The organism is Microbacterium proteolyticum (genome assembly GCF_029639405.1).
In the GTDB taxonomy this organism is placed as follows: Bacteria; Actinomycetota; Actinomycetes; order Actinomycetales; family Microbacteriaceae; genus Microbacterium.
On sequence record NZ_CP121274.1, the window covers coordinates 3,158,504 to 3,181,130 of the forward strand.

A 22,627-nucleotide genomic window follows, 5' to 3' on the forward strand; every position below is an offset into this window, starting at 1 on the left:
GTCAGCCCACGACGTCGAAGTCGGCGTCGAGAGCGGTCAGCTTCTCGAGGAACTTCTCGTATCCGCGACGGATGATGCCGATGTTGCGCACCGTCGATTCACCCTCGGCCGCGAGGGCGGCGATGACGTAGCTGTACCCGCCGCGGAGGTCCGGCACCTCCACGTCCGCGCCATGGAGAGGCGTCGGGCCGTTGATGACGGCGGCCTGCTCGAGGTCGCGGCGCGGGACGCGCCGGTCGGGGCTGTCGAGACCCTTGGGGTGCACGACGATGTCGGCGCCCATCTTGTTGAGCGCCTGCGTGAAGCCGAGGCGGTTCTCGTACACCGTCTCGTGCACCGTCGAGGTGCCGTGCGCCTGCGTGAGGGCGACGATGAGCGGCTGCTGCCAGTCGGTCATGAAGCCGGGGTGCACGTCGGTCTCGACCATGACGGGCTTGAGGTCGCCGCCACGGCGGAACAGGATGCCGTCCTCGCGCACGTCGAACCACCCGCCGGCCTTGCGGAAGACGTTGAGGAACGTGAGCATGTCCTGCTGACGCGCGCCCTTGGCGAAGATCTCGCCGTCGGTGGCGAGGGCGGCGCACGCCCAGGACGCGGCCTCGTTGCGGTCGAAGATCGCGCGGTGGTCGTATCCGGCGAGACGGTCGACGCCCTCGATGAAGATCACGCGGTTCGGCTCGTACGAGATGATCGCGCCCATCTTCTGCAGCACCGCGATGAGATCCATGATCTCGGGCTCGATCGCGGCGTTGCGCAGTTCCGTGACGCCCTTGGCGCGGACGGCCGTGAGCAGAACCTGCTCGGTCGCGCCGACGCTCGGGTACGGCAGGGTGATGTTCGCCCCGTGCAGACCGTTGGGGGCCGTGATGCGGATGCCCTCGTAGCTCTTGTCGACCACCGCACCGAAGGCGCGGAGCGCGTCCATGTGGAAGTTGATGGGGCGGTCGCCGATGCGGCATCCCCCGAGGTCGGGGATCAGGGCCTCGCCGAGGAGGTGGAGCAGCGGACCGCAGAAGAGGATCGGGATGCGAGAGGCACCCGCGTGCGCGTCGATCTCCTCGAAGTGCGCGGCGACCGCTCCCGACGGGTCGAGGTGGAGCGTGCCCTCCTCGTCGCCCTCGGTGACGGTCACGCCGTGCACCTCGAGGAGCGACCGGACGACCTTGACGTCGCTGATCATCGGGACGTCGCGCAGCGTGCTCGTGGTGTCGCCCAGGAGGGCGGCGACCATCGCCTTGGTCACGAGGTTCTTGGCCCCCTTGACCTCGACCGTTCCGCGGAGCGGTCGGCCGCCGCGGATCGAGAGGGTCTCCGCCGCTTCCCAGTCCGGCTGCCCGGGGATCTGATCTCCGGATTCGGTGACGAGTGTGCTCATAGGGGGGTGGACCTCACTTCGTGGACGAGGGGCGGCGGACCGGCCCGATCGGGCCGACCGGGCTTAGCGGACCGGAAGGGTCCGCGGCCGCCATGCCTCGCGGCGCGCCTCGAACTGCGCGATCTTGTCTTCGTCGCGCAGAGTGAGCCCGATGTCGTCGAGCCCTTCGAGAAGCCGCCACCTAGTGTAATCGTCGATCTCGAACGAGACTCGGAGGTCGCCGAGTACGGCGGTGCGCGCCTCGAGGTCCACCGTCATCTCCACACCGGGCTGCGCCTCGACGGCCGCCCAGATGCGCTCGACGTCGTCCTCGGTGATCACACCCGTGACCAGGCCCTGCTTGCCGGAGTTGCCGCGGAAGATGTCGGCGAACTTCGGGCTCAGCACCACCTGGAAGCCGTAGTCGCGCAGCGCCCACACGGCGTGCTCGCGGCTCGACCCGGTGCCGAAGTCCGGTCCCGCGACGAGGATGGATGCCGAGCGGTAGGCATCCTGATTCAGGACGAACTCGGGGTCCTGCCGCCAGTTGGCGAACAGCGCGTCCTCGAAGCCCGTCTTGGTGACGCGCTTGAGGTAGACCGCGGGGATGATCTGGTCGGTGTCGACGGCCGAACGCTTGAGGGGGGCGACGACACCGGTGTGCGTGGTGAACTTCTCCATGTCAGGCCTCCGCCCCGGTCGTGACGGCCTCCGCGGGCAGCGGATCCAGGTCGGCGGGGCTCGACAGGGTGCCCCGCACGGCGGTCGCCGCCGCCACGAGCGGCGACACCAGGTGCGTGCGACCGCCCTTGCCCTGGCGGCCCTCGAAGTTGCGGTTCGACGTCGAGGCGCAGCGCTCGCCCGGAGCGAGCTGATCGGGGTTCATGCCCAGGCACATCGAGCAGCCGGCGAAGCGCCATTCCGCGCCGAAGGCGGTGAAGACCTTGTCCAGGCCCTCCGCCTCGGCCTCGAGCCGCACACGGGCCGAGCCCGGCACCACCATCACGCGGACGTTGTCGGCCTTGGTGCGCCCCTGGATGACGGAGGCGAACGCGCGGAGGTCCTCGATGCGGCTGTTGGTGCACGAGCCCATGAAGACGGCATCCACCGGGATGTCCTTCATGGGGGTGCCCGGCGCGAGGTCCATGTACTGCAGGGCGCGCTCCGCGGCCGCGCGCTCGTTCGCGTCGGCGATCTCGGCCGGCGTCGGCACGACATCGGACAGCGACACGCCCTGGCCGGGGTTCGTGCCCCACGTGACGAACGGCTCGAGCTCGTTCGCGTCGAGGAAGACCTCGGCGTCGTACACGGCGCCCTCGTCGCTGGGGAGCGTGCGCCAGTAGGCGACGGCGTCGTCCCAGTCCTGACCCTGCGGGGCGTGGGGCTTGTCCTTGACGTAGGCGAAGGTCGTCTCGTCGGGGGCGATCATGCCGGCGCGGGCGCCCGCCTCGATCGACATGTTGCACATCGTCATGCGCCCCTCCATCGAGAGGGAGCGGATCGCGCTGCCGCGGAACTCGAGGACGTAGCCCTGGCCGCCGTTCGCACCGATCTTGGCGATGATGGCGAGGATTATGTCCTTCGCGGTGACGCCCGGCTTCAAATCGCCCTCGACCGTGATCGCCATGGTCTTGAAGGGCTTCAGCGGCAGGGTCTGCGTGGCGAGGACGTGCTCGACCTCGCTCGTGCCGATGCCGAACGCCATGGCTCCGAACGCGCCGTGGGTCGACGTGTGGCTGTCACCGCACACGACGGTGATGCCGGGCATCGTCAGCCCCAGCTGGGGGCCCACGACGTGCACGATCCCCTGCTCCTTGTCGCCGAGCGAGTGGATGCGCACACCGAACTCGTCGGCGTTGCGTCGCAGCGTCTCGATCTGCGTGCGGCTGGTCAGGTCGGCGATCGGCTTGTCGATGTCGAGCGTCGGGGTGTTGTGGTCTTCGGTAGCGATCGTGAGGTCGAGGCGGCGCACGGGGCGCCCCTCGGCGCGCAGACCGTCGAAGGCCTGGGGGCTGGTGACCTCGTGCACGAGGTGGAGGTCGATGTAGATCAGGTCGGGCTGACCGTTCTCGCCCTTCACGACCAGGTGGTCGTCCCAGACCTTCTCGGCCAGGGTGCGCGGGCGATCGGGAACGTGGATGCCGTCGATCGATGTCGTGCTCATGAGACTTGCGTTTCTCCTCGGATGGGATGTGAGGCCCGCGACGAACTCCGCGACGAGAAAGGCCTAGAACAAGGTCTCGTCGCGGCCGCTAAGGAGGAGGCCGGCGATCCGCACGTCGCCACGATACCACCGGGCGAACGGGCCCCTCCGCGTAACACGGCGCCGCACGGTTGGGCGGCGGGTGGGCCGACGTGCGAGCCTGTCGCCACGCCGTTGGAAGGAGAGTGCCGCATGAGCGCGCAGGAAGACACCGGGTTCTCGACCCGTCAGGTGCACGTGGGAGCGTCCGTCGCCCCCGCCTCGCCCCGGGCGACGCCCATCTACCTGACCGCCGGGTTCACCTTCTCCGACCTCGACGAATCCGCCGCGCACTTCGCCACCGGAAGCGGCTTCGGGTACACCCGGACCGGAAACCCGACGGTGCAGGCGGTCGAGGAGCGCCTCGCGTCCCTCGAGGGAGGCGACCAGGCGATCCTCGTCTCCAGCGGGCAGGCGGCGGTCACCGTCGCGCTCCTCGGACTCCTGGATGCCGGCGACCACATCGTCGTGTCCGAGCACATCTACGAGGGCACCCGCGGCCTCCTCCTCGACAACTTCTCGCGTCTGGGCGTCGAGGTGACCTTCGTCGACACGGACGACCTCGCCGCATGGCGTGCCGCGATCACGCCGCGGACCAAGGCGCTCTTCGCCGAAACGCTCTCGAATGCCCGCAACGACGTGCTCGACGTCGCCGCCGTCGCGGCGATCGGCTCCGAGCGCGGCGTCCCGCTCGTCGTCGACAGCACGTTCACGACCCCCTACCTCCTCCGGCCGATCGAACACGGCGCGGCGATCGTCGTGCACTCGGCGAGCAAGTTCCTCGCCGGGCAGGGAGCGGTGCTCGGCGGCGTCATCGTCGACGACGGACGCTTCGACGCGGCCGCCTCGGGACACCTCTTCCCTCACCTCGTGCAGATCGACCGGCTCGGCGGCGCGAGCTACGCCGAGAAGCACGGGCGCCGCGCGCGGGGGCAGTACCTCCGCGAGAGTGTCGCACCGCGTTTCGGCCCCTCGCCGTCGCCGTTGAACGCCTTCCTCATCGGTCAGGGCGTCGAGACGCTGAGCCTGCGGGTCGAGCGGCAGTCGGCCAACGCGCTCGCCGTCGCGCGGTGGCTCGAGAGCCGGCCCGAGGTCGAACGCGTCGACTACGTCGGGCTGCCCTCGCACCCGCACCACGAGCTCGGTCGGCGGTACCTCACGCGCGGCAGCGGTTCGGTGTTCACCGTGACCCTCCGCGGCGGGCTCGAGGCTGCGCGGCACCTCGTGCAGTCGGTTCGCCTCGTCACCCACATGACGCACCTCGGCGACGTGCGTTCCCTCGTGCTGCACCCGCAGAGCACGAGCCACTCCGCCCGGACCGTGGCCGAACGCGAGCGCGCGGGGGTCTTCCCCGGCACGATCCGGCTCTCGATCGGCATCGAGGACGTCGACGACATCATCGCCGACCTCGCTCAGGCCCTCGAGGGGCTGGCATCCCTCGCCCTCGACGACGAGCTCGCGGACGCTCTGGACGAGCGCGAGGTCGTCGTCCTGTGAGCCGTCTGCAGCACTTCGGCTGGTTCCTCGCACGGGGCTTCGGACCGCACGGCTGGGGGCACCCGTACCTCCGCTGGAACCACCGTTGGACCGAGCCGGGGCTGTACCAGGACTCGGCGCGCACGCTCGAGCAGGCCGGCTTCGACCTGCTGATCATCGAGGACGCGCCCTCGCTCGGCAGCGCCGAGACGATCGACCTGCGCATCCGGCACGCGTTCGGCGGTCCGAAGCACGACCCGCTGCTCCTCGCGCCCTACCTGTTCGCCGCGACGCAGCACCTCGGCGTCGTGCCCACCGTGAACCCCGCCGCGTACCTGCCGTACACGGCGGCGCGCCAGTTCGCGACGCTCCAGCACCTCAGCGGCCACCGCCTGGGCCTCAACATCGTGACCGACACCGGCAGCGCGCGGCACTTCTCCACCGCTCCGCAGCTCGGTCACGACGCCGCGTACGACCGCGCCGAGGAGTGGGTCGATGGTCTGCGCGAGCTGTGGCGCAGCTGGGGTGACGGCGCCCTCGTCGAGGACGAGGAGTCCGGCGTATACGCCGACGGCACGCGGCTCGCCGGCACGGCGCACCGCGGCGAGTACTTCGGCTTCGACGGTCCGCTCAACGCGGTGCCGTTCACCGACGGCGAGCCCACGATCGTGTCCCCCGGCGGCTCCGGACGCGGACTCGCGTTCGCCGGACGCAACTCCGACGTGCAGCTGGCCCTCGCCCCGCTCGACGAGCAGAGCATCCGCGCCTACCGGGGCCGCATCCACGCCGCTGCCGAGGCGGCCGGACGCACGCCGAGCGACGTGAAGATCCTCTTCGCGATCCAGCCCGTGCTCGTGTCGTCACCGGAGGAGGCCGACCGCCTGGTCGCGGCATCCGCGGATCCGGACGAGGCGGCGCTGCTCGCCATCGCGCGCAAGCAGTCCAGCGACCTCGAGACCGACCTCACCGGACTCGACCTCGATCAGCCCCTGGACCGCGCGATCTTCGGCGAGCACGTCTCGGAGGGAAGCGTGCGGCGCCTCGTCGGGAAGCACGCGCCCGACGCTCCGCTGCGGGCGATCCTCGCCGCGCACGCGCGTCTCGGGCGTTTGAACGACGGCTCGGGCTTCGTCGGCACCGCGGACGAGTTCGCCGACCGCATCGAGGAGCTCGGCGACTGGGGCAACGACGGCGTCCTGCTGTGGGGAGACCTGCACCCGGTCACGGTGCACCGGCTGCTCGACGAACTCGTCCCGATCCTGCGTCGCCGTGGCATCCTGCGCGAGGAGTACGTCGAGGGCGGTCTGGGCGCGAACCTCCGCGCCTTCTGACCCCGGTCAGTCCTTCGCGTCGACCTTCTGGGGGATCGTCAGGCTCGCGATCGTCGCAACCGCCATCGACAGCACGATCACCGCGAGCGACACCCAGGTCGAGATCTCCGGAGCCCACTCGATCGGCTCACCGGCATTGAGGAACGGCAGCTCGTTCACGTGCAGCGCGTGCAGGATCAGCTTCACGCCGATGAAGGCCAGGATGAACGCGATGCCGTAGTGCAGGAACCGCAGTCGCTCGAGCAGGTCGCCGAGCAGGAAGTACAGCTGCCGCAGACCCATCAGCGCGAACAGGTTCGCGGTGAAGACGATGAACGGGCTCTGCGTGATGCCGAAGATCGCCGGGATCGAGTCGATCGCGAACAGGAGGTCGGTCACGCCGATCGCCGCGAACACGATGATCATGGGCGTGAACACCCGCTTGCCGTCGATGCGCGTCAGCACCTTCTTGCCGTCGTACGCCTCGCTGATGGGGAGCACGCGGCGCAGCATGCGGACGATGAGGTTCTCGCGCTGGGTGTCGTCCTCGTGGTCGTCGCCGGGGAACGCCTGACGGATCGCCGTGTAGATCAGGAACGCCCCGAAAAGGTAGAAGATCGGGCTGAAGTTCTCGATGATCGTGGCACCGACGAGGATGAACGCGCCGCGCAGGACGAGGGCGATGATGATGCCCACCATCAGCACTTCCTGCTGATAGCGCCGCGGCACCGAGAACTGGCCCATGATCAGCACGAAGACGAACAGGTTGTCGATCGACAGGCTGTACTCGGTGAGCCAGCCGGCCACGAACTGTCCCGCGACCTCTCCCCCGGCAACGACCACGAGCACGCCCGCGAACGCCAGCGCGAGCACCACGTAGAACACGACCCACAGCGTCGATTCCTTGGGCGAAGGGATGTGCGGGCGGGCGAGGATGATGAGCAGATCCGCGGCGAGGATCAGCACGAGCACCACGAGGGTGACCGTCTGGAACACCGGGTCCAGCTGCAACTCCATGACGGGCCTTTCGTTCGGGGAAACGCTGAAGTCTATCCACCGACCCGCCGACCCGGCATCCCGCCCGGAATCGGGTATGAGACGATCCGGCGCGAGCGGACACCTCTGAGTGAGAGAGTGCTCGCACGGGTGCCGGATCGAGGGAACGGATGCCATGACCGACGACGTCATCGACGACAGGGCGCTGGTCGCGCGCGCCGCCGACGGGTCGGAGGACGCCTTCCGCTCGCTGTACCGCGCCTACGTGCGGCCGGTGTACTGGATCGCGTTCGGACTCGTCCACGACGAGAGCGACGCGGAGGACGTCGTGCAGGAGACGTTCGTCGTCGCCTGGCGGAAGATCCCGAAGCTGCGATTGGAGGGGGCGTCCCTCCTCCCGTGGCTCGCCACGGTCTGCCGCCTGCAGGCGCAGAACAGGCTTCGGTCGAAGCGCCGGCACGGGAACACCGCGGAACTGGACGAGCGCATCCCCGCGCTCGTCGACGTCGAGAACCAGGTCGTCGAGGCCGAGACGGTGGCCGCGATCCTCGCCGCCGTGGACGGGCTCGGCGATCTCGACCGCGAGATCTTCCGCCTGTGCGCGGCCGAGGGCTACGGCTACCAGGCGGCGGCCGAGACGCTCGGCGTCTCGCACGGGACCGTGCGCAACCGCCTCTCCCGCATCCGTTCCCGGGTGCGCGCCACCGCGATGGAGACGGAGACCCCATGACCACCCCCAGCCTTCCCCCCCTTCGCGCCGAGCGCGTGGATGCCATGGAGTCCGCTGTGTTCGCGCGGATCGCCGACGAACGAGCGGCCCGCCGTCGCCGCCGGCGCAACATCTGGACGGGCGTCGGAGCCGCGGCCGCCGTGGTCGTCGTCGCCGCCGTCGTCGGGCCGGCATTGACCACCTCTACCGGCACGTCGGGGTCGTCCGTCTCCACCGTCGGCGAGGCCGGCAGTGCCGTGGACCCGGGCATCGGCACCGAGGCCGGCACGCGCGACATGAGCGCACCGCTCGTCCCCCAGGGCGCCGCGGGAGGGTCGGCGGACTCGTCGACCTCCTTCGCCGCATCGGGCTCCGACTCGTCCGCGGCCGACGGTACCCGCGACATCGTCGCGACCGGATCCAGCACCGTGGAGGTCGAGGACGTGCCCGCGGCGATCACGCAGATCTCGGATGCCGCGACCTCCGCGGGCGGATACGTCGAGTCCTCGCAGGTCGGGGGCGGCTACGGCGTGGTGCCCCTGGACGCGACGGCGTCGCAGCCGGCCGTGTCGTCCGGCTGGATCACGGTGCGGGTGCCCGCCGAAGCGCTGACCTCGGTGATGGACGGGCTCTCCGCGGTCGGCGACGTCACCGCGACCAGCGTGAACCGCTCCGACGTCACCGAGCAGACGGTCGACCTCCGTGCCCGCGTCGCCGCCGGCGAGGCATCCGTCGCTCGTCTGACCGAACTGATGGCGCAGGCAGGGTCGGTGTCCGACCTCATCGCCGCCGAGTCCGCCCTGTCGGAGCGTCAGGCACAGCTGGACTCCGATCGCGCGATCTTGACCTCGATCGAGTCGCAGGTCGCGATGTCGTCGCTCAGCGTCCAGCTGAACGTGCGGTCGCAGACCGTCGCGGCCGATCCCGCGGGCTTCGGCGACGGCCTCGTCGCCGGGTGGAACGGCCTGATCGCCACGCTCAACGGCGTCGTGATCGGCCTCGGCTTCCTGCTCCCGTGGATCGCCGTCGCGGGCATCGTCGTGCTGATCGTCTGGGGTGTCCGTCGCATCGTGCGGAAGCGTCGGGGGTCGCGCGAGGCGTAGGACGACGGCGGCCCCGGCCCGCGGCGGTCGGGGCCTGGCCGGCTCGTCCGGCTACGGCACCGAGACATGAGAAAAGCCCCGACCATACGGTCGAGGCTTCTTCTCGTTTGGTGACCCCAGCGGGATTCTCCCTCCGCCCCCTCCACCCGCCGCTTCGCGGCGCGCGGAGCCTCCGGGCGGTGGGGCCCAACCCGCACTGACGGCTTCTCGTCCTGCTACGGCACCGAAACGACAAGAAAGCCCCGACCATCCGGTCGAGGCTTTCTTCTCGTTGGTGACCCCAGCGGGATTCGAACCCGCGTTACCGCCGTGAGAGGGCGGCGTACTAGGCCGCTATACGATGGGGCCGCGTCGCAACCGTTCAAGTATGCACTACGGGTGCCGCGCACGACAAATCGGGCCGCGAATGACTCGCAGCCCGGGCGTGTCCGGCCCACCGTACCGCGACCGCGGCTCCGAGGGAAGAGCCGAGCCGGAGCCGACGCACGACGTTCACCCTGTGGCATCCCGATGACTCGCCGTCCAGCGGTTGCAGGCTCCCCCACCGCGGAGTTGACTCGAGCGCATGCAGGTCACCAAACGCGAACACGCGGCCCTCGTCCTCACCGAGGCCGGACACACCCTGGTCATCGATCCCGGCGTCTTCACCTCGCCGCTCGAGGAGCTCACCGGACTCGTCGGCGTCGTCATCACGCACGAGCACCCCGACCACTGGACCCCCGAGCACCTCACCCGACTCCAGAAGGCGCACCCCGGCGTGCCGATCTACGGCCCCGAGGGCGTGCAGAAGGCGGCCGCGGGCTTCGATGTCGTCGCGGTCCACCCCGGTGACTCGCTCGACCTCGGACCGTTCCACCTGGAGTTCTTCGGCGGCAAGCACGCCGAGATCCACTCGTCGATTCCGATCGTCGACAACGTCGGCGTCCTCGTGAACGACGCGTTCTTCTACCCCGGCGACTCGTACACGGTCCCGAAGGGGGCGCACGTCGCCCTCCTCGCCGCCCCGGTCGGCGCCCCGTGGCTGAAGATCTCCGAAGCGATCGACTACGTGCTGACCGTCAAGCCCGCCCGCGCTTTCGCCACCCACGACATGACGCTCTCGGTCGCCGGGAAGCAGATGGGCGACGCGCGCCTCACGTGGGCCGTCGAGCAGAACGGCGGATCGTTCGTCGACCTGGGCCCGGGCGACTCGACCGAGGTCTGACACCACCCGCAGACGGAACACCGGATGCCACGACCCCTGGGGGCCGTGGCATCCGGTGTTCTGCGTACGACGTGCTTACTGCGCGTCGAGGTCGGTCTCGAGCAGGGCGACCAGCTCGTCGAGCGCCTGCTCGGCGCCCTCGCCCTCCGCCTTCAGCGTCACGACGGTGCCGTGACCGGCGCCCAGGCCCATGAGCGACAGGATGCTGCCGGCGTTGAGGTCGGGACCGCCCGCGGCCGCGATGGTGACGGGCACCTTCTTCTCCTGCACGGCCTGCACGAAGAGCTTCGCGGGGCGGGCGTGGAGACCCGAGCTGCTGGCGATGGTGGCCTGACGTTCTGCCATGGTGATTCCTTTCGAACCGTTGGGGCCTTATGCGGCGACCGGGACCGCCGTGGCGGACTCGGCGACGGGGGCTTCTTCCTTGCGTGTGCCACCGATCCGCTTGAGGGCGACGACGAGCACCGCCGAAACGACCGTACCCACGATGATCGCGAGCGGGAAACCCCACACGGGATTGATCGCGAAGAGCACGAAGATGCCGCCGTGCGGAGCGTACGACTGGACCCCGATGAGCATGCTCAGACCACCGGTGATCGCGCCGCCCACCATCGAGGCGGGGATCACGCGCAGCGGGTCGGCCGCCGCGAACGGGATCGCGCCCTCGGAGATGAACGAGGCGCCCAGGAGCCAGGCGGCGGCGCCGTTCTCGCGCTCGACGGGCGTGAACCGGCCGCGGGCGAGGACCGTGGATGCCAGGGCCATCGCGAGCGGGGGCACCATGCCGGCGGCCATGACCGCGGCCATGATCAGGTACGGCGCGGTGTTGGTCTGCGTCGCCGCGGCGAGGCCGGTGGTGGCGAAGACGTAGGCGACCTTGTTGACGGGTCCGCCGAGGTCGAAGCACATCATGAGGCCGAGGATGACACCGAGCAGGACGGCACCGGCGCCCGAGGCGGCGAGCGACGTCAGGCCCTCGGTCAGGGCGGCCATGAGCGCGGCGATCGGACGACCGAGGAACAGGATCATCAGGCCCGAGGCGAAGATCGAGCCGAGGAACGGCACGATCACCACCGGCATGAGGCCGCGGAGCCAGCGGGGAGCGTCGAAACGGCCGAGCCACCAGGCGATGAAACCGGCGAGCAGACCGCCGATGATGCCGCCGATGAAGCCGGCGTTCATGAGCACCGCGACGGCACCCGCGACGAAACCGGGCGCGATGCCGGGCCGGTCGGCGATCGCGTAGGCGATGAAGCCCGCGAGGACCGCGACGATGAAGCCCATCGACGTGGCGCCGATCATGAAGGCCACCGACCCGAGGTACTGCCCGAGCGGGCCGAGCGACGAGGTGATGTTCTCGGTCGGGAGGTCCCACAGCGAGTTCTGGATGATGACGTTGGCCGCGTCCTTGGTGACCTGGTATCCGCCGAGCAGGAAGCCCAGCGCGATGAGAAGGCCACCGCCGGCGACGAACGGGATCATGTAGCTGACACCGGTCAGCAGCCACCGCTGGATGCGACGTCCCACGGACTGCTGGACGACCGGAGCGTCGGAGGCGGATGCCGCAGCGGCGCCGCCCTGGACGCGGGCGGCGTTCGGGTTCTCGCTGGCGGCGATGGCCTCGGCGATGAGCTGCTTCGGCTGCTCGATGCCGCGCTTGACGCCGGCGCGCACGACGGGCTTGCCCGCGAAACGCTGCGGCTCGCGCACGTCGACGTCGACCGCGAAGATCACGGCGTCGGCGTCGTCGATGACGCTCTGCGGGAGGGCCTTGTAGCCGCTCGAGCCCTGCGGCTCGACGACGAGCTCGACGCCGTCGGCCTCGAGGCCCGCGGCGGTCAGGGCGTCCGCGGCCATGAAGGTGTGGGCGATGCCCGTGGCGCACGCGGTGACCGCGACGATCTTGGTCGTCTTCGTCGCCGTGGCGGTGCGGGCCTCGGCACGCGTGGCCGCGGGTGCCGCGGCCGCAGGTGCCTCGGGAGCGGGGGTGATGGCATCCGTGATGATCCGGACCGCGTCGGACGGCGTCGCCGCGGCGCGAAGGCCGCCGGTGAACTCGGGCTTCATGAGGCTCCGAGCCAGCTGCGACAGGACCGCGAGGTGGGCCTCGTCGGCACCGGCGGGCGCGGCGATGAGGAACACGATGTCCGCGGGACCGTCGGGCGCGCCGAAGTCGACACCCGGGGTCAGGCGCGCGAACGCGAGGGTCGGTTCGGTGACGGAGGCGCTGCGGGCGTGCGGGATGCCGATGCCGCCCGGGAGGCCCGTCTCGTCCTTCTGCTCGCGGGCCCACGCATCGTCGAAGAGTTCCTGCGCGCTGGTCGCGCGGCCCTGCGCGACGACACGCTCGGCCAGAGCACGGATGACCGACTGCTTGTCGGCCCCCAGGGGCGCGTCGAGGCTGACGAGCTCCGGTGTGATGATGTCGGACATTTTCTGGTGACCTTTCGTGGTCAGGGTGTTGCGGTGGGAGGGGAGAAAACGGTCACGGCGATCGGCCCGGCGGGCAGGTCGGCCGGTGTCGGGGCTTGCGTCCCCGGCAGGGTCGCCGCAGCCGCGCCGTACGCGATGCTGCGGGCGAGTCGATCGGGGGCGGACGCCCCCTCGAGGTCGGCGAGGAGGTAGCCGGCGAGCGAACTGTCGCCCGCGCCCACCGTGCTCGCGACCTGGATCTTGGGGGCGCGCCCGCGCCACGTGCCGGCCGCGTCGAACAGCAGGGCACCGTCGGCCCCAAGGGTGACGAGGGCGGATACCACGCGCCCGGGGACGAGCTCGGCGGCCCGGCGAGCGGCCTCGGCGATCACGTCGAGGTCGTCCGCCGCATCCTCGCCGACGAGCTCGGCCAACTCCTCGTGGTTCGGCTTGATGAGGTCGGGATGCGCCGATGCGACGACGGCGGCGAGGGCGGCGCCCGAGGCGTCGACGGCGATGCGCGGAGCGGCGGCCCCCCACCGATCGCGGACGGCGGCGATGAGGTCGGCGTAGAACGTCGCCGGGACACCCGGCGGCAGCGACCCGGCGAGGACGAGCCAGGTGGCGTTCTCCGCCGCCGCGACCACACCCGCGGTGAGCGCGGCGGCCTCGGCGGACGAAAGCTCGGCGCCGGGGAGGTTCAGCTTCGTCGTCTCGCCCGTGGGATCGGTGATGGTGAGGTTCGCCCGCACCCGACCCGCCACCGGCACGATCGCCACGTCGACCTCGGCGTCGTCGAGGAGCAGACGGTACGGGTCGTGGTCGTTGACCGGCACGACGGCGCGCGCGGGAGCGCCGGCGGCCGAGACGACCCGGGCAACGTTGACACCCTTGCCCCCGGCATCCTCCCGCGAGGACTCGGCGCGCTGGACCTCGCCGGGAACGAGCGCGCCGGTGAGCTGCACGGCACGGTCGGCCGACGGGTTGGCGGTCAGGGTGACGATCATGCGACACGCACCTCGGCGTCGGCGTCGGCCAGAGCCTGCGCGAGCGATTCAGGCGGTGTGCCGTCGGTGACGAGCACGTCGATCTCATCGAGGCGGGCGAAACGCACGAGCAGTTCCTCTCCGAACTTGGCGGTGTCGGCGACGACGACGACGCGGCGGGCGGCACGGATGATCGCGGTCTTCACCGCGGCCTCCTCGGGATCGGGCGTGCTGAGGCCGAACCCGGCGCTCAGCCCGTTGGTGCCGACGAAAGCGATGTCGGGGCGCAGCTCGCCGATCGACCGCACCGTGTGCGCGCCGACGGCCGCAGCGGTGACCCCGCGGATCTTGCCGCCGATCACGGTGAGCGAGACGCGGTCATCACCTGCGAGGATGTGAGCCGCCTCGAGCGAATGCGTGACGATCTCGACCGCGCCCGCGCTGTCTCCGAGAACCTGCGGCAGTTCGGCCGCGACCGCGGCCGGCGTCGTGCCGGCGTCGATGAAGATCGAGCCACGGAAGCCGGGGGTGAGCAGGCGCGCCGCCGCGATGCCGATCGCGCGCTTGGCCTCGCCCTGCCGCAGACGGCGCTCGGAGAGGGATGCCTCGGTCGTGCTCGCGCGGTCCACACCCACGGCACCGCCGTGGACGCGCCGCAGCGAACCGGTCTGCTCGAGGCGGTCGAGGTCACGGCGCACGGTCTCGGTAGTGACGTCGAAACGACGAGCGAGGTCGACGACGCTGACGCGACCGATCTCTCGCAGTTCGCGCTCGATGAGCTGCTGGCGCTCCATTGCGTACACGGGATCCCCTTCGAAGATTCCCACACGTTACAACACGAAGTCACACGAATCAACACCCCGAGAACACAAAAAGCAGACCGCGGTGCGCGCGAGGTCGCACCGCGGTCTGCGTCGGGAACGGAGTCAGGGGAGGGCGATGGACGGGTCGAGGAAACGGTTCGTGGCCAGCTCCTCGGGAGTGAGCCCCGTCGGCACCGTGACGCCCTTCCCGACGAGGATCGGCGTCACGATCGATTGCACCTGCGCGATGCGGGCCTCGTCGAACGACCCGAAGGTGCCGTCCACGCCGTTGGCGGCAAGACCGAGCGCGCGCTGCTGAGCCGTGGAGTTCGCGGCCTCGGCCGCCGGGTACACCCAGCCGTTGTCGTACTGCTCCACGGCCGACACGATCACGTCGTTGGCCGACGTGGGGTCGGCGAAGTAGTCCACGCTGGCCTGCTGGATCACCGGCACGAGCTTCGCGAGGCAGTCCGCCTTCGCGTCGACGTCAGCGCTGCGTACGGCCAGAGCCACGGCGTAGATCGGGTAGCCGGTGTCGGCGACGAGCTGGTAGTCCAGCGGGCGCCCCCATTCCGGGATCGCGTTCTCGTAGACCCACGGCTCGACCGTCGCGAAGCCCTGCTGCGCGGCCTTCCCCTCCGCGGCGACGAACGCGGCCGGCGTGCCGTCGTACGAGCCGTCGAGCTGGTCCTGGCGCACGAGCCCCGAGCCGGTCAGATAGTCCATGTACGTCGTTCCGTCGAAGTAGCGGACGGTGGCATCCGTCTTCCCGAGGTCAGCGATGGAGTGCACGTCGGGGTAGGTCTCCGGATCCCACATGATCGCCCAGGGAGCCTTCTCGAAGGTCGACATCACGGCGGTCGTGGGGAGCGTGTCGGATGCCGCGATCGCGTCGTCGGTGTTCACCCACCCGAGCAGGATGTCGGGGTCGGTGTACATCTGCGCCGGCACACCGGAGAAGCCGATCGCCGGGCCGCCGGCGCGGATCTCGACGTCCACCCCGGTCCACTCCCCCTTCGCCACGAGGGGCCCGGAGACGCTCTTCTTGCCGGCGTCGATGGTCGCGTCGGGACCCAGCAGGGTGAACAGGCCACCCTGTTCCGCCTGGGGGTTCCAGTCGGTCTGGATGACGACGGTCGCCGGGCACGCCCCCGAGAGGTCGATGGCGCCGATGGACAGGCCGGCACCGGATGACGGGGCTTCCGCGCTGCCGGTCGAGGCGCACCCGGAGAGGACGGCGACGACGATCGCGGCGGCGGCGAGAGTGGACAGGGGACGAGTTGATCTGGGCATGGGATTCTCCTGAGGCGTCGGGCGTGGCAGGTCAGAGGGCGTCGATGTCGGTCGAACGGGCATCGGTCACGGTGAAACGGTCGTGCGTCGAGGTGTAGAAGCTCGCTCCGAATCGGGCGACGGGTGCGTAGTCGGTGAGTCGCACGCGCATCCGCGAGCGGTCGACGAGACCGGGTCGCGTGCGCAGGCGCTGCACTCGGCCGAAGAAGATCTCCCGACTGGGGATGTCCATGCGCGACCACAGCTCGCACTCCAGCGCGACCGGGGCCTCGGCGATGACCGGCGGGCGGACGGATGCCGCGGGCACGGTCGCGATCCCCCGTTCGGCGAGCTCGTCGACCTCGGGCGGATGCCGCACGCTCGTGGCATCCATCGACTCCACCAGGGGGCGGTCGACGAGGTGGACGACGAACTCGCCGGTGGCATCGATGTTGACCGCGGTGTCCTTGCGTGCACCGTCGGGAAGGCGATCGATGCTCACCATCACCAGAGGCGGGTCCTCGCCGACCATCGCGAACATCGAGAAGGGGGCGGCATTCGGGACGCCCGTGGGGCCGAGCGTCGTCACCCACGCGATCGGCCGCGGCACGATGAGCGACGCCATGAGCTTGTACCGCTCGTACGCGGTCAGCGCATCGAAGTCCTCGATGTCATGCATGACTGTGCACCCACCAGCTCAGGACGATGTCGCGCAGCGCGGCCTCGTCGTCATCGCCGTAGAGGTCGCGGCGCGCGTGCACGCCCAGCAGGGCGAGGTCGCCGTCCGTCAGCTCGACCCCCACGTCATGGACCGTGACCGGGGTGCGTGGGAAGCGCGGGACGTAGCCGGGGTCGCGCGCGAGCGTCCGCTCGGAGCGGATCTCGGGCTGCGCGAAGTCGGCGGGGGTCCGCTGGGCGCGGTGCACCAGGAGCGACGGCACGCGCGCGAGGTCGGACTCGGCCGCGTCGAACACCGTGACGTCCAACGGGCGGAGGGCGTAGTTGCTCGTGCGGAAGATGTCGTTCCCGCACACGTTCGGCACCGCAAGGACGTCCATGACGGCGAGCAGCTCGACATAGGCGTCCGCCGGGGTGCTTTGGTGCACCACCTCGATCGAGCCGTCGGCGTTGACCCGGGTGTCCATGAAGAGGTTGAACGAGTCGTGGACGTCGTCGGGAGTGAGACCGTACTCACGCTGCGCCTCGGCTTGCATGTCCGCGCAGTTCGTGTGCTCGTCGAACCCGAACATCGACTCGTACATCGCCGCACTGCAGCGGGGGAACAGCGTGTCGTTCAGGCCGACGGAGTCCGAGAGGACGAACATCATGGCGCGTTCGCGCGGCGGCGCCGACCAGAGGAAGCTGCCCTCTCCCGGGTGGATGCCGTGCAGGGTTCGTGTGCGCCCGACGTGCATCGCCTCGCGGTAGTCGTGCAGCGAGAAGACGTTGAGGTCGGCGCACTGATCCCCGTCGACCTGTGCGACGCGCAGGATCTGCCCCGCACGGACCTCGAAGGCCTTGCCGGTGCCGGGGAGCAGCCGGTGCTCCTGACGACGGACGCGATCAGCCCGGGGGTCGAACGCGAGGTCCTCCCTCCAGGCGCGCTCGACCGGCGCCACGCCGGGAATCGGTCGAGGCACGACGCCTCGTGCGGTTTCGCGCAGGGCGAGAGCGACGAGCTCCGCCACGTTGCTTGCCTCACCGGCGAGAATGGATCGGTCGAGCAGCTCCCGCTGCTGAGAGGTGAGGGAGAGTCGCATCCCGTCCGCCTTTCTGTATACAGATACCGTTGTACTTCGTATACGAGTCAGCGAGGTTGCCCGCCCGAGTCCGTCGCGTTACGTCCAGGCCCCGCCGTTCCTGACCACGAGATTGCGCATCTCGTATACATTCGAGGCATGAGTGCGGAGACAGAACCGGGCAGTTCGCCCGCCGAACGAGCCGACCGCGCATATGCGTCTCTCCGCGCCGCGGTCATCGAGGGCGCGCTCGCGCCGGGCACGAAGCTCGGCGAGGAGACGCTGGCCGCCCACTACGGCGTGAGCCGGACTCTCGTCCGCACGGTGCTCGCGCGCCTGGTGGCGGACGGCATCGTCGATTCACCCCACGGGCGCTCGGCCGAAGTCGCTCATCCCACCGTCGAGGAAGCGCGCGACGCCTTCGCCGTCCGACGCGTCCTCGAGAGGGAAGCCGTCCTCCGCGTCGCGGAGCGCTGGGATGCCGCGACCGCGGCGCGTCTGCGCGCGCACGTGGACGCCGAACGCGAGGCCTGGACGCATCGCCGCAGCACCGCTTCGGCGCGGCTCGGCGGCGAGTTCCACATCCTGTTGGCCCGGGAGACGGGCAACGACCTCCTCGAGCGCTACATGTCGGAGGTGGTGTCCCGCACCGCGCTCATCCTCGCCGTCTACGGTCGCGACATCGACCAGCAAGCATCGATCGAGGAGCACGAGGAGCTCCTCGCCCTCCTGGCCGCGGGGGACGCCGAACGCGCGGCCGACCTCGTCACCCACCACCTCGACGAGGTCCAGCGCAAGACCCTCCGCCCGGCAGATGCCGAGGCCGATCCGCTCCTATCGGTGCTCTCGCGCTACTGATCGGTCGCCGGCGCAGAGGACTCCCGCGAGCCGATCACCCCCGGCCGTACCCGCATGTCCCGCACCTGCGTGCGACGCAGTTCGGCGTCCGCGCCGAGGTCGCGCGCGAGGGCGGGGCGAAGGCGGGACAGCCGGTCGACGAACGCGATCGGCAGCGTCAGGACCGTCACGACGGTCGCAGCCGTAGCCGTGGTGAGCGAACGCTCGCGCGTCAGCGCCGAGGTTCCGAGCCAATCGCCGCGTTCCACCGTCCCCGGGAGAGGCTCGCCGTCGGGCCCGGTCAGGATCACCCGCCCCTCGAGCACCCGGCGGACGGATGAACCCATCTCGCCCGCCCGGTCGATCGTCTCCCCCATCCCGAACTGCTCGACGCGGCATTCCCGGAGCGCGTCGTCGCGGAGGGCATCGTCGAGGTGCAGCGCCCGCGCGGTGCTCTCGAGGGCGTGACCGAGCGCGGCCTCGCGCACCGCGGCATCCACGGGGATCTTGTCGAGAGAGAGCCCGCGGCGGCGAGCGGCGTACCAAAGCCAGGAACGGAAGGTGCTCAGCGTGCTGTCGGCGTAGACCGGCGAGTCGAGCGGGATCGCGACGCTCCAGGAACCGCCTCCGGCGTTGGTGACCTCGATCTCGCCGCCTGGAGTCAGCGTCGGGAGGTCACCCGCCACCTCCCGCAGCGTCGCGATCAGGACGTGCGGAGGATCGGCGGGGGCGAATGTCGCGGTGGCGACCGCGGTGAACGGTCCCGGCGGACGGCTGAGGTTCAGGAACGACGCGTCGGCCAGGCCCGAGTTCGGGATGATCTGGAGACCCGAGCCGGTGTCGATGTGCAGGGCGCGCCAGTTCACCTCGACGACGCGTCCGGTCGTGCCCCCGGTCGTGATCCAATCCCCCTGACGGAAGGGCTGCTCGAACAGCACCAGCAGACCCGACACGATGCCGCCGGCCGCGTTCTGCAACGCGAGGCCGATCACGATGGAGGTCACGCCGAGCGCGGCGATGACCCCCTCGACGTCGGCTTCCCACACCCACTGGAACAGGAAGGCGACGCCGACGACGACGAGCAGGAGCCGCACGATCTCGATGAAGATCTGCGGAACGCGCTGCCGCCACGATCCGCGGTCGGCCGTGGCGAAGAGCGCGTAGTTCAGGACGCTCAGAGACAACAGGATGACGAGGAAGCCGAAGATCGTCGCCACGACGCGCGGCCACACGAGATCCTGGTCGGAGCGCGTGGCGAACACGAGCAGCCCGACGAGACCGCCGAACGGGACCACCCAGTTGCGCAGCAGGAGCAACGGCTTGACCGCCGGGCTCCGCCGCCGACGCAGGATGCCGATGACCTCCGTGAGGATCACCATCAGCACCGGCACCGCGACGACCGACGCGATCGCCCACCCGATCGCCGTCCCGTCGAACACGGGGGTCATCACGCCACCCGCCAGACTGCTGTCGCCTGGCCGTCGACCTCGACGGCATCCGCCTCGACGAGGTCGAACAGGCCCTCGACGCGCGTGCGCACGGCATCCGTCACGAACACCCCCGGCTCCTCCCCCGCGCGGCGCAGGCGCGAGGCCAGATGCACCGCGTCACCCCACAGGTCGTAGGCGAGACTCGCCCGCGCGACGATACCGCTGGTGACGCTGCCGGTGTCCACCCCGGCGCGCAGGTCGAGGGTCGCGCCCGTACGGTCGTTGAAGCGCTGCACGCTCTCGCGCATCCCGACGGCGAACTCGACCGCGCGGCGCGCGTTGTCCACCCGCGGGACGGTCAGGCCGCTACTGGCGAGGTAGCCGCCACGGAGCGTGCGCACCGACTCGACCCCGCAGCGCGCGGCCACCTCGTCGAAACCGCGCATGAGGTCGTTCAACGCCGACGTCTCCTGCGCTCCGTCGAGGTCGCGTGAGAAGTCGTCGAACCCGAGGAGCTCGGCGAAGACGACGGCGACGTCGTCGTGCCGCTCGGCCAGCGTCTCGGCTCCCTCGCGATACTTCTCGGCGAGACTCTCGGGCATGATGCTGCGCAGCAGCCGCTCGTTCTCGTCACGCTGGTGGTCGATGAGCTCCTGCTTGAGGCGCAGCCCCGACGCCATCTCGTTGAACGACGACGCCAGGTCGGCCAGTTCGTCGGTACCTCGGGTCTCCACGCGCGTGTCGTAGTCGCCGTCCGACACCCGGCGCACGGCGGTCGCCAGGCGCCGGATGGGTCGGGTGAAGCTCTGCGACAGGATCAGCGACAGCAGGCTCACCAGCAGCATCAGGCCGAGGGTCGAGAGCAGCAGCGTGCGGGTGAAGTCGGTGACGGGCGCGAACGCCTCCTGCGACTCCATGCGCGCCACGATCACCCAGTCGACACCGTCGATGTCGAGCGGCGCGTACGCCGTGATGCTCTCGCCGCCGATGTAGTCCTGCGTGACTTCCGCCCCGGTCTGGCCCGCGACTGCCGCGTCCACCGCGGCGCCTCGCGTGGGTTGCAGCAGCACGGTGCCCCCCGCACGGACGATCTTGTCCGCGGTGTCGGCGGTCGTCCCGTCGGCGATCACGGCCGCGGCGTAACCGTCAGGATTCTGGATCAGGCTGCGCGAGTTCGACCGCATGAGGTGGTCGGCTCCGGCCAGGTACGTCTCCCCCGTCTCGCCGAATCCCTGCTTCTCCCACTCCCCGTAGCCCGTCATGACGTCGTTGATCCACTGGATCGGCACCTGCAAGGCCAGTACGCCCGTGATCCCCTCGTCATCGCCGATCGGCGAGACGACCCACATGACTGGGAAGCCCAGCGCGGGCGTCCACTCCTCGATGTCGGTGGTCACGACGTCGTTCACGGAGTTCGCCGCGACGACCTCGCTGAACCCCTTCGCCAGCTGGCTCTCGCGGAACGGCCCATCGGTGAGGTTCGAGCCGAGATCGACACCGCCCGCGGCGGTGTAGACCACGTCGCCGTCGAGATTGGCCACGACGACGTCGGTGTAGCCCACCGTCTTCACGAGCTCGGAGAAATAGGAGTCGGCCTCGAGGTAGGCCTGCGAGTACGGGCTCCCGTCGCCGGGGTCGGACACCGGACGGTCGGCGGCCCCGTCCTGACGGGTGAAGAGGTACTGCGCCACGCGGCCCGCGGGAGAGGGGGGCACGAAAGCCCGATCCGCGAAGTCCTCGCCGGTCGCCCCCTCCAGTCGCGGCAGGAAGGTGTCGGCGTAGAACGACGACAGCGCGGCATCCTCCGTGGAGGTGAGCGTGCGACCAGCGAGCTCGTCCCAGCCGGCGTTGAGGGCGACGGAAGCCCCGCGGGCGCTGGCGTTGTTACTCGCCAGCGCGGACTCGCGCTGCACCTCGCCGAGCAGCGACGTGATCTCGCCCGTACGGAGTTCGCGCATCGCGGTGAGCTTGTCGACCACCTCGGCACGCAGGGATTCCCGCCCGTTGACGTACCCGACCGCCCCGACCACCGCAGCACTGACCAGGCTCACCGCCAGCAGCATGATCAGGAGCCGGGACTGGATACTCAGGCCCCCGCGTCGTCTCTCGTCCGTGCGCGCGCCTGCGGAATCGTCATGCCCCATGTCGCTCACAGTACGGAGGGAAGGGTCGTTTCACCCCGCTTTTCGCCCCGTGGCGGAAATCAAGGGGCGACGACGTCGACAGTGAAGCGGATCTCTCGACCGTCCGGAGCGGTGAGTGTCGCCGTCGTCGATCCGATTCCCCTCGCGACGAAGCCGGGGCGGAACGTCGCCCCCTCGTCGGAGCCGCCCGCCGAGAACTCGGCGATCGCGACGTCGGCGGTCGTCCCGTGCCACTGGTCCTCGGTGCCGTCCTCGACGGCGATGACGAGCGCGGTTCCGATGACGACGGCGATGTCGGTGCCGTCGAGCTGGCCGGGCGACACGATCGTCGGAGGAAGAGCCTGCAGACCCGGGGTCGCGGTCGTGCTCGACGCCGGTGCGGGAGCGGCGGGAACCGCAGGCTCGGTGGTCGCCGTGCAGCCGCTCGTGATCAGCGCGACAGCGATCACGGCAGCGACGGCGAAGGAGGAGCGGATCACGCCGACCCCCTTTCCGAATCACACCTGGATCGGATGCTATCGCGACGCGCGGTCGGCGACGTCCTCTCCGGGCGAGGCGTCTGCGGCCACACATTGACGCCGTGTTGCGCGTGCGGCCGCGCCGCGGCGCG

20 protein-coding genes and 1 tRNA gene are annotated in these 22,627 nt (G+C 70.2%); 6 read left to right on the plus strand and 15 right to left on the minus strand.

Annotated elements, in window-relative coordinates; genetic code table 11:
* Position 1: 1 nt before the first annotated feature.
* The 3 genes from murA to leuC all read right to left on the minus strand — a co-directional run bounded on the left by murA (position 2) and on the right by leuC (position 3,518).
* A complete protein-coding gene (gene murA, locus P8R59_RS15845) occupies positions 2-1,375 on the minus strand; it encodes a UDP-N-acetylglucosamine 1-carboxyvinyltransferase (RefSeq protein ID WP_077051658.1) in 1,374 nt (457 codons plus the stop codon).
* 63 nt (positions 1,376-1,438) lie between these two features.
* Positions 1,439-2,035 (minus strand): 3-isopropylmalate dehydratase small subunit, encoded by a 597-nt coding sequence (leuD, locus tag P8R59_RS15850; RefSeq protein ID WP_278101841.1) that lies wholly within the window; start codon positions 2,033-2,035, stop codon positions 1,439-1,441.
* A gap of 1 nt (position 2,036) precedes the next feature.
* Positions 2,037-3,518 carry a 3-isopropylmalate dehydratase large subunit gene (leuC, locus tag P8R59_RS15855; RefSeq protein ID WP_278101842.1) on the minus strand — a complete coding sequence of 494 codons (1,482 nt, stop codon included), beginning with the start codon at positions 3,516-3,518 and terminating at the stop codon, positions 2,037-2,039.
* A gap of 231 nt (positions 3,519-3,749) precedes the next feature.
* Here leuC and P8R59_RS15860 point away from each other — a divergent pair, with 231 nt between their 5' ends.
* Positions 3,750-5,093, plus strand: a complete 1,344-nt coding sequence (locus P8R59_RS15860) for an O-acetylhomoserine aminocarboxypropyltransferase/cysteine synthase family protein (protein WP_278101843.1) — start codon at positions 3,750-3,752, stop codon at positions 5,091-5,093.
* Positions 5,090-6,403: an LLM class flavin-dependent oxidoreductase gene (locus tag P8R59_RS15865; protein ID WP_278101844.1), complete on the plus strand. Its 1,314-nt coding sequence runs from the start codon at positions 5,090-5,092 to the stop codon at positions 6,401-6,403. Before P8R59_RS15860 ends, P8R59_RS15865 begins: the two co-directional genes overlap by 4 nt.
* A gap of 6 nt (positions 6,404-6,409) precedes the next feature.
* On the opposite strand, the gene P8R59_RS15870 is transcribed toward P8R59_RS15865, so the two are convergent.
* The gene (locus P8R59_RS15870) at positions 6,410-7,399 is read right to left on the minus strand and encodes a TerC family protein (RefSeq protein WP_077051663.1); all 990 of its coding nucleotides are present in this window, start codon (positions 7,397-7,399) and stop codon (positions 6,410-6,412) included.
* Positions 7,400-7,553: 154 nt separating this feature from the next.
* Between P8R59_RS15870 and P8R59_RS15875 the strand changes: the two genes are divergently transcribed.
* Together P8R59_RS15875 and P8R59_RS15880 are read left to right on the plus strand one after the other, a co-directional pair.
* Positions 7,554-8,108, plus strand: a complete 555-nt coding sequence (locus P8R59_RS15875; RefSeq protein ID WP_278101845.1) for an RNA polymerase sigma factor — start codon at positions 7,554-7,556, stop codon at positions 8,106-8,108.
* Entirely contained in the window at positions 8,105-9,190 is a 1,086-nt protein-coding gene (locus P8R59_RS15880) for a DUF4349 domain-containing protein (RefSeq protein WP_278101846.1), read from the plus strand. Before P8R59_RS15875 ends, P8R59_RS15880 begins: the two co-directional genes overlap by 4 nt.
* Positions 9,191-9,462: 272 nt before the next feature.
* Here P8R59_RS15880 and P8R59_RS15885 read toward each other — a convergent pair.
* A tRNA-Glu gene (locus tag P8R59_RS15885) sits at positions 9,463-9,538 on the minus strand.
* Positions 9,539-9,755: 217 nt separating this feature from the next.
* Here P8R59_RS15885 and P8R59_RS15890 point away from each other — a divergent pair.
* On the plus strand, positions 9,756-10,394 hold the full coding sequence (locus tag P8R59_RS15890) for an MBL fold metallo-hydrolase (RefSeq protein WP_278101847.1): 639 nt from the start codon (positions 9,756-9,758) through the stop codon (positions 10,392-10,394).
* Between the two features lie 75 nt (positions 10,395-10,469).
* On the opposite strand, the gene P8R59_RS15895 is transcribed toward P8R59_RS15890, so the two are convergent.
* From P8R59_RS15895 to P8R59_RS15925, 7 genes are all read right to left on the minus strand, one after another.
* Entirely contained in the window at positions 10,470-10,739 is a 270-nt protein-coding gene (locus P8R59_RS15895; RefSeq protein WP_077051674.1) for an HPr family phosphocarrier protein, read from the minus strand.
* Positions 10,740-10,766: 27 nt separating this feature from the next.
* Positions 10,767-12,827 (minus strand): PTS fructose transporter subunit IIABC, encoded by a 2,061-nt coding sequence (locus tag P8R59_RS15900; RefSeq protein ID WP_278101848.1) that lies wholly within the window; start codon positions 12,825-12,827, stop codon positions 10,767-10,769.
* A gap of 20 nt (positions 12,828-12,847) precedes the next feature.
* Positions 12,848-13,813: a 1-phosphofructokinase family hexose kinase gene (locus P8R59_RS15905; protein ID WP_278101849.1), complete on the minus strand. Its 966-nt coding sequence runs from the start codon at positions 13,811-13,813 to the stop codon at positions 12,848-12,850.
* On the minus strand, positions 13,810-14,595 hold the full coding sequence (locus tag P8R59_RS15910; RefSeq protein ID WP_175627610.1) for a DeoR/GlpR family DNA-binding transcription regulator: 786 nt from the start codon (positions 14,593-14,595) through the stop codon (positions 13,810-13,812). The genes P8R59_RS15905 and P8R59_RS15910 overlap by 4 nt, the downstream gene beginning before the upstream one ends.
* Before the next feature lie 123 nt (positions 14,596-14,718).
* Positions 14,719-15,888 (minus strand): ABC transporter substrate-binding protein, encoded by a 1,170-nt coding sequence (locus P8R59_RS15915; RefSeq protein WP_278101850.1) that lies wholly within the window; start codon positions 15,886-15,888, stop codon positions 14,719-14,721.
* A 31-nt stretch (positions 15,889-15,919) separates the two neighbouring features.
* Complete coding sequence (locus P8R59_RS15920; protein WP_278101851.1) at positions 15,920-16,546, minus strand: flavin reductase family protein; 627 nt, start codon at positions 16,544-16,546, stop codon at positions 15,920-15,922.
* Complete coding sequence (locus P8R59_RS15925) at positions 16,539-17,627, minus strand: urea carboxylase-associated family protein (RefSeq protein WP_278101852.1); 1,089 nt, start codon at positions 17,625-17,627, stop codon at positions 16,539-16,541. Before P8R59_RS15925 ends, P8R59_RS15920 begins: the two co-directional genes overlap by 8 nt.
* A gap of 138 nt (positions 17,628-17,765) precedes the next feature.
* Here P8R59_RS15925 and P8R59_RS15930 point away from each other — a divergent pair, with 138 nt between their 5' ends.
* Positions 17,766-18,464 (plus strand): GntR family transcriptional regulator, encoded by a 699-nt coding sequence (locus P8R59_RS15930; protein ID WP_278101853.1) that lies wholly within the window; start codon positions 17,766-17,768, stop codon positions 18,462-18,464.
* Here P8R59_RS15930 and P8R59_RS15935 read toward each other — a convergent pair.
* From P8R59_RS15935 to P8R59_RS15945, 3 genes are read right to left on the minus strand one after another with little or no spacing between them, the layout of a single operon-like run.
* Positions 18,458-19,891 (minus strand): mechanosensitive ion channel domain-containing protein, encoded by a 1,434-nt coding sequence (locus tag P8R59_RS15935; RefSeq protein ID WP_278101854.1) that lies wholly within the window; start codon positions 19,889-19,891, stop codon positions 18,458-18,460. The two genes, P8R59_RS15930 and P8R59_RS15935, sit on opposite strands and share 7 nt — an antisense overlap.
* Positions 19,891-22,017, minus strand: coding sequence for an adenylate/guanylate cyclase domain-containing protein (locus P8R59_RS15940; protein ID WP_278101855.1), 2,127 nt, complete (start codon positions 22,015-22,017; stop codon positions 19,891-19,893). The genes P8R59_RS15935 and P8R59_RS15940 overlap by 1 nt, the downstream gene beginning before the upstream one ends.
* 59 nt (positions 22,018-22,076) lie before the next feature.
* Positions 22,077-22,496: a hypothetical protein gene (locus P8R59_RS15945; protein ID WP_278101856.1), complete on the minus strand. Its 420-nt coding sequence runs from the start codon at positions 22,494-22,496 to the stop codon at positions 22,077-22,079.
* Positions 22,497-22,627 lie beyond the last annotated feature (131 nt).